7 protein-coding genes are annotated in these 9,226 nt (G+C 72.1%); 5 read left to right on the top strand and 2 right to left on the bottom strand.

Annotated elements, in window-relative coordinates:
- Nucleotides 1-1,410, top strand: a 1,410-nt coding sequence (locus VF794_RS24135) for a hypothetical protein (protein WP_331114263.1), incomplete at its 5' end; no start/stop codon positions are given.
- Nucleotides 1,407-4,163, top strand: a complete 2,757-nt coding sequence (locus VF794_RS24130) for a bpX6 domain-containing protein (protein ID WP_331114262.1) — start codon at nucleotides 1,407-1,409, stop codon at nucleotides 4,161-4,163. The genes VF794_RS24135 and VF794_RS24130, both read left to right, overlap by 4 nt.
- A gap of 18 nt (nucleotides 4,164-4,181) precedes the next feature.
- Here the strand turns inward: VF794_RS24130 and VF794_RS24125 are convergent, their stop codons facing one another.
- Complete coding sequence (locus tag VF794_RS24125) at nucleotides 4,182-4,358, bottom strand: hypothetical protein (protein ID WP_331114261.1); 177 nt, start codon at nucleotides 4,356-4,358, stop codon at nucleotides 4,182-4,184.
- Between the two features lie 383 nt (nucleotides 4,359-4,741).
- Here VF794_RS24125 and VF794_RS24120 point away from each other — a divergent pair, with 383 nt between their 5' ends.
- The gene (locus VF794_RS24120) at nucleotides 4,742-5,017 is read left to right on the top strand and encodes a hypothetical protein (protein ID WP_331114259.1); all 276 of its coding nucleotides are present in this window, start codon (nucleotides 4,742-4,744) and stop codon (nucleotides 5,015-5,017) included.
- On the opposite strand, the gene VF794_RS24115 is transcribed toward VF794_RS24120, so the two are convergent.
- Entirely contained in the window at nucleotides 5,014-5,388 is a 375-nt protein-coding gene (locus VF794_RS24115; RefSeq protein WP_331114257.1) for a response regulator, read from the bottom strand. The genes VF794_RS24120 and VF794_RS24115 overlap by 4 nt on opposite strands.
- A gap of 386 nt (nucleotides 5,389-5,774) precedes the next feature.
- Between VF794_RS24115 and VF794_RS24110 the strand changes: the two genes are divergently transcribed.
- Both VF794_RS24110 and VF794_RS24105 read left to right on the top strand, forming a co-directional pair.
- Complete coding sequence (locus tag VF794_RS24110) at nucleotides 5,775-6,152, top strand: helix-turn-helix transcriptional regulator (RefSeq protein WP_331114255.1); 378 nt, start codon at nucleotides 5,775-5,777, stop codon at nucleotides 6,150-6,152.
- A 94-nt stretch (nucleotides 6,153-6,246) separates the two neighbouring features.
- Nucleotides 6,247-9,030 carry a TonB family protein gene (locus VF794_RS24105; RefSeq protein WP_331114252.1) on the top strand — a complete coding sequence of 928 codons (2,784 nt, stop codon included), beginning with the start codon at nucleotides 6,247-6,249 and terminating at the stop codon, nucleotides 9,028-9,030.
- Nucleotides 9,031-9,226: the final 196 nt, after the last annotated feature.

Genomic DNA, 9,226 nt, shown 5'->3' with positions numbered 1-9,226 from the left:
GAGGCCTCGGGGGCGGGCTTCTGCTGGGGTGTGCTCCAGTCTCCTCCCCGCGAGGTGCCCTTCACCACCGTGGACCCCTCCGCCATCGGCCAGTGGCTGAAGGCCGGCAGCGTGGAGCCTCCCACGGGCGCGCAGCTCGCCGCGTGGAGCGAGGCGCTCGAGCTGGGGCGCGCGCCCGATGACGTGTGGCTGGTGGGCGGGGCGCGGCTCTCGCGGCTCCCCGGCGTCGAGGGCCTGTCCCGCGTCGTCGTGGAGGAGGAGGTGGCGCCCGGCGTCCAGCGATTGGTGGTGGAGGTGAAGCCCGCGGCGCGGCCCTCGCGTCAGGTGGTGCTGGAGCTGCCGCCAGCGCCCCAGTGCGTGCGGCTGTTGCGGGACCCCTTTGGCACCGCCGTCGCCGCTCCCGTGCTGGACACCCGCCCCGCCACCGTGCGCGCCATCCGCTTTTCCGCGGACGGGCTGCGGCTGCTGTTCGCGTATGGGGACGGGAGTGTCGCGGCCCAGGCGCTCCCCCAGTCCCCGCGCGCCACCACGCCCAAGCCCAAGCGCTTCCTGCCCGCACCGGGCGAGCACGTGGTGGCCATGGGCTGGCGTCGCAATGGCGGGTTGCTCACGGTGACGCAGCTTGGCGACACCCTGCGTGTGCATGGGCCGTTGCAGGGCATTCCCAACGGGCTCCCGCGGGTCCTCTCGGTGCCCGATGGTGCCGCGCCACCCCGATTGCCCCGGGCCGGCGAGCCCCCGCTGTTGGTGACGTCCTTGTTTCAGCGGAGGCGGGCGACCCCCGCCCTGGTGGATGGCGCGGGCATGCTCCACGGGAGCGAGTGGCACTCGGGTCAACTCAAGCTCCTACCCCTGCACCCCGTCGCCTCGGTCATCGAGCATCGCGGCGCCCTGCTGTGCGTGGGCCGCTCGTCGAGGGAGGGCGCTCGGGGCCCGTTGACGGTCTGGTGTCATGGGTACGCGTCGGCCAGTTGGAGCCACGAGTCCGAGGTCCAGGGAGATGGGGAGGCGTACCTCGCCAATGTGAAGGACTCGGGCCTGGTGTTGCCGGGGCCTCCGCTCGCGGTGCGTCAGCGCCCCGGCACGTGGCGGTTGCTGCACAACGGGCACGATCCGGGCATGGAGCTGTCCCTTCCCACGGGGATGCGCGTGGTGGGGCTGATCTCCTGGCCCGCGGGCACCGAGTGGCCGGCACTGGTGACGCTCGCGCAGGACCAGCGCACCTTCCATCGGGTGACCGGGAGTGGTGCCCCCGAGCTGCTGATGACGGCGCCGGCCCGGGTCGTCACCGCGACCGTCAGCCACGCGCTGCCCATGCTGGCCTGGCTCACCGAGAAGGGCGAGGTGGGCGTGTGGAGCTTCCAGTACCGCGCCCTCGTCTACCGCTCCACTCCAGGAGGAAGCCCATGAGCCTCGCGCGACATCGGGGGCCCCGCGCCCATGTCCACCGCGGCACCGTGGAGGCGGTGGCCCTCTGGTTCGACCCCGCGCTCCTGGGCGAGGCCGAGGCGCGTCGGCGCGTGCTGTCCGCGTGGACTCCGGGGGTGGGGGTGTACGCGCTCGCCGGGGGCTTCCTGCTGCGACTGCCGGCCCCCCGCCGCCTGGCCTGTGATGGAGCGCCGGGCCTTCCCCTCACCGTGGAGGAGGGTGTCCTCGTCTCCGCGCCCCTGTCGCCTTCCGAGCGCGAGCGCCTCGCCCCGCCCCCGGGCACCGCCGTACTGGTGCGCGCGGGGACGGCGAAGGTGTACCCGCTCGAGGGCTCCCAGCGGGTGGAGGTGTCGGCGTGGCTCGACGTGTCCGCCTGGACGTTGGTGCCCATGGAGGGACTGGGCGCGCCGCCTCCTCCAGTGCGCGAGCCCACGCCCGTCGACGCACCCACCCGCGCCAGCCTTGGCATCGGAGCGCCCGCTCCCGAGGCCGAGGCGATGAGGGCCCGCATGGAGGGTCGGGGGGAGCCGGTGGCCAAGGCCGAAGCCCCCCGTCCGGGACTCCTCGCACGGCTCGCGGCCTGGTGGCGCGCGGAGCCGAAGCGACCGGGTGCGATGACCGTGGACGCCGAGGCCCGGCCTTCGCTCCTCGGCCAGCTGCGGGCGTGGCTGCGCGGTGGTGGGCATGAGACCGCCGCCTCGAAGCCGCCGCCTCCTCGGGGCCCGGGGATGTTCTCTCGACTCGCCGGGTGGCTCGCCCGCTCCACGCCGCTGGGCGCCCTGCTGGGCCAGCGCAAGGCGGAGTACGTGCGGAAGCTCTTCGACCTCTTCGACGAGGGCAACCTGGAGGAGGCGCTGCGCTACGCCATCCCCCTGGCCAAGGGCGAGCCGTCCGAGCAGGCCCAGGTGGCACTCGGGTTGCCCGGTCCCCGGGAGCGGCTCGTCATCCAGCCGCGTCAGGGGGGGCCGGGCAGCATCTTCGGCGGGGGCGCGGAGGTGTTCGAGGCGCTGAAGGAGCGCTACCGCCAGGCCGTCCGGAAGCTGGAGCGCGAGGGGCAGATCGAGAAGGCCGCCTTCGTCCTCGCCGAGCTGCTGCACGAGGAGGAGGAGGCCGTCTCCTTCCTGGAGCGCCACGGGAAGCCGCGGCTGGCGGCGGAGCTGGCCGAGGCGTGCAATCTGGCGCCGGGGCTGGTGGTGCGGCAGTGGCTGCTGGCGAAGAACGTGGCGCGGGCGGTGGACGTCGCCCGGCGCACCGGGGCCTTCGCGGACGCGGTGCCGCGGTTGGAGCGCACGCACCCCGCCGAGGCGCGCGTGCTGCGCCTGCTGTGGGGCGAGGTGCTCGCCCAGGCGGGGAACTACGGGCGCGCGGTGGAGGTGGTGTGGCCGCTGGAGGACGCACGGCGGCTCACGCTGGCGTGGTTCGAGCGGGGCGTGGAGGTGGGAGGTGTCAGCGGGGCGCGGCTGCTGGCGCGGATGGGCATGGCCTTCCCCGAGCGCTTCGACGCGGTGCGGACGCGGGCGCTCACGCTGCTCGAGGGAGATGACGTGGAGGGCGCACCAGCCCGTCAGGCCTTCGCCGAGGCGCTGACCCAGGAGCTGGAGGACGGGAAGAAGGCCGGTGGGACGACGACCAGCGCGCTCCTGCGATTGGCCGTGCGCGCGGTGCTGCGGGACCGGGCGGCGGGCCACCTGGCCTCGAAGAGCAAGGACATCGAGCGCCTCGTGGCCGCGACGGGAGACACGGTGCTGCGGGCGGACCTGCCCCCGTTGCCGCCCCTGCCCGTGCGGCAGGGCTTCCTGTCGGACGGCAAGCCGGCGTCGTACGTCTTCGGCCCGGAGGAGGGCGGGCCGTGGCCCCTCCTCGACGCGGTGCCCCTGTCCGAGGGGCGGGTGCTGGTGGCGCTCGGCGAGGCGGGGGCGAGGCTGCTCGCGGCGGATGGCCGGTGCCTGGCGCACTTCGACGTGCCGGCCTTCTCGCTGGTGCTCTCGCTGCACGGGGACCGGGCCCTGGCGCTCGCGCCGCGAGGAGAACTCAAGCGCCTCTCGCGGTTGGACCTCATCCAGCGTCGGGCCGAGCATTGGTGCGACGCACGCGTCGACGCCTTCGCCCCGGAGTACGACGGCAACCTGTGGTTCATCGCCGTGAAGGACACGGTGATGGCGGTGGACGCGCTGGCCTCGGACCCGCGCGCGCTATGGCGGGTGACGCAGGTGGGCCTCGGGGTGAAGGCGCTGGTCTCGGACGCGGTCTCGCTGAGCTTCGTCACCCTGGACTTGCAGAAGGGGGCCGAGCGCTCGGGGATGGAGTACGAGCGCTGGGTCTATTCGCTACCGGACCTCACGTTGCGCGCACGCCAGCGGCTGCCGGTGGAGCCGGCGGAGTCGTTGCGGCACCTCTCCCTGAAGATGGATGGGGAGCTGGCGGTGCTCGTCGAGCGGGAGGTGCGCTGGCTCGGGCCGTTCGCCGGACCGTCGTTCCAACTGCCCGAGCTGAACCTGGAGGCCCTGGTGCTCGGCGGGGGCTGGATGGCGGCGCTGGAGCGCACGGCGGTGGGCTTCGGGGTGCGGCTGCTCCACCGGGCCACGGCGACCGCGCACGCACGGTTCCTCTTCGAGGGTGCGCCCCCGGTGTCGGTGCGCTTCCTCAATGGGGAGCTGCTGCTCTTCGACACGGTGGGCCGGCTGGCGCGGGTGCACCTGGCGCGGGGCGAGGTGCGGCGGGTGGTGGCGCGCTGAGCCCGGCGGGCTCGGGCATTACGGGGGAGGCGCCTCGGAAAGCCAGAGCACCTCCAGCTCCAGCTCGATGGCCTCGAAGGGCTCGGCCCGGACGCGGTCGTTGCCCGACCAGGAGCCCAGCTCGACCCACTGTCCGTTGCGGAGCTGGAAGGCACGTCCTTCCCGAAGTGGAGCTCGGGCTCGTCCATGAGCCACCACCCTCCTGGCCCACCGCGTCCCCGCTGGAAGGGACTGTAGAGCTCCGCTCCGAGAGCGGAGGAGGCCATCGCGTGGTCACTCGCCGGCCGGGGCGAGGCGATGAGCTCACCGGCGATGAGCTGCCCGATCATGTTCGCGGGCAGCGCGGCGAGATCTTCGGAGGTGGCTTCTCGCTTCTGCTCGGGCGGCATCGCGGCGCTCCTCTAAAGCAACGGCTGGACAGACCATCATCACTCAGGGGCGGCCTCGCCGGAACCTGGTGCCCGACAGGTCGCCTGCTGGTGTGTTGCGCTCGAAACCAGACAGATTCCCGGTACCGGGTGCCCCTGGGCACCGGGCTGAATCTTGCCGGTGCCTGCCCGCATGGCCAGCTTGACCGCATGGCCCTCCGGTTCACCCTCTCGCACTCCGTGGCGCGTCTGCTGTCGTGCTGCCCCGCGTCAGTCCGGGAGCGGCTCCTGCGCGAGTTGTCTCAACGGCTCTCGAGCTCCTCCTCTCCGGCGCCGTACTCCCAGCGCACCGGCCTGGAGGTGGGGGTGCTGCGCCTGCCCTCCGGCTTCCAGGTGAGCTACCGGTGGGACCGCGCCCGCGAGCGGGTGGAGATGCTCGACCTGTCCAGCCCGGCCAGCTTCGCCTCCGAGTCCATGTCGGCCTAACCCCGTCGTCCCGTGGCGGACTCGACGAGCGCCCGGAGCACGTCCAGGTCCACGGGCTTGGGCACGGCGCCGCGGATGCCCTCGGGCAGGGGCTGGGCTGCCCCCACGCCGGACACCACCACCACGGGCAGTGAGCACAGCGCCGGGTCCTCGCGCACGTGCCGCATCAACTCCCAGCCACTCATCACCGGCATCATCAAATCCAGCAGCATCGCCGCGGGCCGGGGCGCGCTCCGCAGTTGTTCGAGCGCCTCCAACCCGTTGCCCGCCACGGCCACTTCGTAGCCGAGCGCTTCGAGGAACTCGGCGAGCAGCTCCCGGCTGTCCGCGTGGTCCTCCACGACGAGGACGCGCTGTCGTTCTGCGCTCATGGACGGGAGTCCTATACCCGGGCGGACACCCTGGCGGGGTGGGGGAAAGGGCCCTTCCTGGGGGGTTGGACCCGGAAAAGTCCGGCGGGGGACATCCCGGGTACTCACAGGAGGCGAAATCCAGGTCCCATGTCCGGAGCAGGATGTGAGTGGTCATCCCGTCACCTGTCTGCTCTGGCGCGATGGGCGACCTCATGGGTTCGGTTCACCTCTGAAGAGAGGTGCGGGCTGGCTCGGGGTGTGGAGCGCGTCGGAGTTCGTGGTTCCCGAGCACTCTTAGGGTCCCAGGTTTTCGCGACTACCCATCCTGTCCTGTCGCCGAGTGGCTTACAGGCTCTAAGCAAGTGGCCTGATGGGTCACGCCTGAGGGCCTGAGAACCAACATCATGGGACAACCGTCGACGGGCAAGCTGGCAGCGAACGTGGGGGAGATCGCGCGCGAGGCGCGCCTGCGTGCGGGGCTGACCCAGGCGGACGTGGCCGAGCGGGTAGGGCTGGCGACGGAGGTGTACGGGCGGTTGGAGCGGGGGCGGATGCTGCCCAGCGTCCCCTCGCTGCGCAGACTGTGCATCGCGCTGCGGATGCCCTCGGACACCTTCCTGGGGCTCAACAGCGGCGAGGTGCCCACGTGGGTGGCCGAGACGTCCCCGCCCGAGTACGAGGAGTCCGCCGAGCTGCGCCGTCTCATGCGCACGCTGCGCAAGCTGGACGCCTCGCAGCTCAAGCTCATTGGCCTCGTGGCCGGGGCGCTCCAGAAGCGCTAGCCGGGCGGGCAGGCGCTCCGGGGGTGCTCGGGACTTGTCTTTCCACCCGGGGTGCTGGCGTCATGAGCGCCTTCACCTGTAGGGACGGGTGCACATGGCCAACGAGCAGCGGCGGATGAACCGGTGGTGGAGGCCCCGTGCGGCCTTGAGCCTGGTGCTGGCCGGGCTGCTTCCCCTCGCGGCGGCGCGCGCGGAGTCCACGGACGCGGGCACGCCAGCACAGCCCCGCTTCGAGCCGCCCGCGCTGGTGGCGGACTCGCCGGCGCGCTATCCCGAGGGGCTGGCCGCGCGGCCAGTGGCGGGCTCGGTGCAACTGGAGCTGCTGGTGGACGAGCAGGGTGAGGTGGCCGAGGTCGTGCTCGTCCAGGGCCTGCACCCGCTGCTGGACGAGGCCGCCCTGCACGCCGCGCCCGGCCTGCGCTTCTCTCCGGCGACGGTGGACGGGGCGCCGGTGCAGGTGCGCTTGCGCTTCGAGTACCGCTTCGAGGCACCCCAGGAGGTAGCCGCCGCCGACAAGCCCCTGCCGCCCGTCACCCTGCGGGGCCTGGTGCGCACCAAGGGCAACCGCCGGCCCATCTCGGGGGCGACGCTCGTGCCCTTCGCCGCGAAGGACTCGCCCGTGGAGGCGGGGCCGGACGGTCGCTTCGAGGCGCGGCTGCCCCCGGGCAAGCAGTGGGTGCGCGTCACCGCTCCCGGCCACAAGCCCGAGGACTTCTACGAGGACGTGCGCCCGGGCGAGGTGCTGGAGGTGGTGTACGGCCTGGAGCCGCTCGTGGTGAACCCCTACGAGACGGTGGTGCGCGGAGACCGGGAGCGCACCGAGGTGTCGCGCGTCACGCTGCACGACGCGGAGCTGCGGGAGATTCCCGGCACCATGGGAGACCCCTTCCGGGTGATGATGCTGATGCCCGGCGTGGGCAGCATGCTGTCCGGCGTCGCCTACCCGGTGGTGCGCGGCAGCCAGCCCGCCGCCACGGGCTACTTCCTCGACGGCATCCGCGTCCCCATCCTCTTCCACCTGTTCCTCGGGCCGGCCGTCATCCACCCGGACTTCATCGACACCATCGACTTCTACCCGGGCAACCCGCCCACCCAGTACGGGCGGCTGACGGGCGGCGCGGTGGAGGGCCGGCTTTCCCGTCCGCGCGATGACCGGTTCCACGGCAGCGCCTACGCGGACCTCATCAACGCGGGCCTCTTCGCCGAGTACCCCTTCAAGTCCACCGGTACCAACGTCACGGTGGCGGGCCGCCTCTCGTACACGCCGTGGTTGATCGCCCTCGGGGCCAACGCCCTCGCGCTGCCCGGCTCGAACGACTCCAAGCTGGTGCTGGACTTCTACGACTACCAGGCGCGCATCGAGCAGGAGGTGGGGCCGGGCCGGCTGCGCCTCTTCGCCTTCGGCTCCTCGGACTCCTTCGGCTCGGAGGCCAAGACGGACGAGGGCTCCACCGCGCTCCAGTCCGTCCTCTTCCACCGGGTGGATCTGCGCTACCGCCACCCCGTGGGCGGCGGCGAGCTGGAGGCCGGTGTCACGGTGGGCCTGGATCGGTTCGCGCTGGAGAACTCGACGCCCCGCGAGGGCGGTACAGAGATGCGCATCGACCAGCGCAACGCCACCGCACGCTTGAGCTACGAGCGCGGCCTGGGCGAGGGCGTCACCCTGCGCTCGGGCCTGGACGTGGACCACAAGCGCGCGGGCTTCTCCCTCTTCCAGCGCAGCCGCGAGTCGCCGACGAGCCCGTTCACCGAGTCGAACATCGACGCGCCCGTGGCGCTCGCCACCTTCAGCGGCCTGTGGGCGGAGCTGCAGTGGGCGAAGGACGCGTGGTCCGTGGTGCCCGGAATCCGTCTGGACAACTACCACCTGAATGGTGGCATGGACGAGTTCGCGGTGGAGCCGCGCATCACCGTGCGCCGGAAGATGGGCGAGCAGCTCTCGCTCAAGGGAGGCGTGGGCCTCTACCACCAGGCGCCCACCACGCTCATCAGCGTGCCCGTCATCGACATCGCGGCGCTGGACCAGGGGCTCCAGCAGACGCTCCAGGTGTCCGCGGGCGCCGAGTACAAGAACCTGTGGGGCTTCGACGTGAGCCTGGACGGCTACGTCAACCCGATGATCCGCACGGTGGAGCTGACGCCTTTCACCAGCGAGGACGACGCCCCCATTTTCGAGGAGCCGCCGTCTCTGCCCGGTGACGAGCCCGGTGATGGCGGGCCGCCGGGTGGGCGCGGCGTGGTGCGGCCGATGGCACAGGATGAGTCGCCCATCCCCGACATCTCGCTGGGGGACTTGAGCAGCCGGGGCATGTCGTACGGCCTGGAGTTGCTCATCCGCCGCCCGCTGGGGGGCAACTGGTTCGGCTGGCTGTCGTACTCGCTCCAGCGCAGCACGCGCCATGTGCGCTTCAACCGCTACGACAGCTACGGCCGGCAGGTGGGCCGGGCCGAGGGCGACCTGCCCTACGTCTTCGACCAGACGCACGTGCTCAACCTGGTGCTCAGCTACAAGTTCGCCAACAACATCACCCTGGGCGGCGTGGTGCACTTCAACACCGGCCGCCCCGAGTCCGGCAACCTCACCAGCCGCACGCAGGTGGAGGGCCGGGAGCTGGACGGCACCCCCCGGTGGGTGCCCCTGGATCAGGACAAGGTGGACCGGCTGCCGCCCTTCCTCCGCTTCGACGTGCGGGTGTCCAAGGCCTGGGTGTACGACACCTTCTCGCTCGAGGCCTACCTGGACATGCTCAACGTGACCATCAGCCAGGAGGTGGTCGCCTTCGATTACGGCGGCGGCTACGCCGGCCTGCCACTGGAGAAGACGCCGACGGGCGTGCCCATCGTCCTGCCCATCCTCGGGCTCAAGGCGCGGTACTGACGCACCGGGTCGGACTGGCCCGAATCGAGCATTTGGAGTGCTCGCCGGTGACCATTCTCCGGCAGGCCATGGCCGACAGGGGGTGGCTCATGGCATCCTCTCCCCTGCACCCGCTCCCGCAGGCCGCGCTGTCCTGGCCGGGGGTGGCGGAGTTCCGGGGGGGACTGTGCATGGTTGCATCATGGCTTCCAGGGCC

It is taken from the genome of Archangium sp., assembly GCF_036389735.1.
In the GTDB taxonomy this organism is placed as follows: domain Bacteria; phylum Myxococcota; class Myxococcia; order Myxococcales; family Myxococcaceae; genus Archangium.
The sequence above is the reverse complement of the archived record's forward strand: the minus strand, read 5'-3'. Positions and strand labels throughout refer to the sequence as shown.

Excerpts from the sequence above, each read along its gene's own strand:
- VF794_RS24130 (WP_331114262.1), top strand. The coding sequence starts at position 1,407 with ATGAGCCTCGCGCGACATCGGGGGCCCCGCGCCCATGTCCACCGCGGC.
- VF794_RS24120 (WP_331114259.1), top strand. The coding sequence starts at position 4,742 with ATGGCCCTCCGGTTCACCCTCTCGCACTCCGTGGCGCGTCTGCTGTCG.
- VF794_RS24115 (WP_331114257.1), bottom strand. The coding sequence starts at position 5,388 with ATGAGCGCAGAACGACAGCGCGTCCTCGTCGTGGAGGACCACGCGGAC.
- VF794_RS24110 (WP_331114255.1), top strand. The coding sequence starts at position 5,775 with ATGGGACAACCGTCGACGGGCAAGCTGGCAGCGAACGTGGGGGAGATC.
- VF794_RS24105 (WP_331114252.1), top strand. The coding sequence starts at position 6,247 with ATGGCCAACGAGCAGCGGCGGATGAACCGGTGGTGGAGGCCCCGTGCG.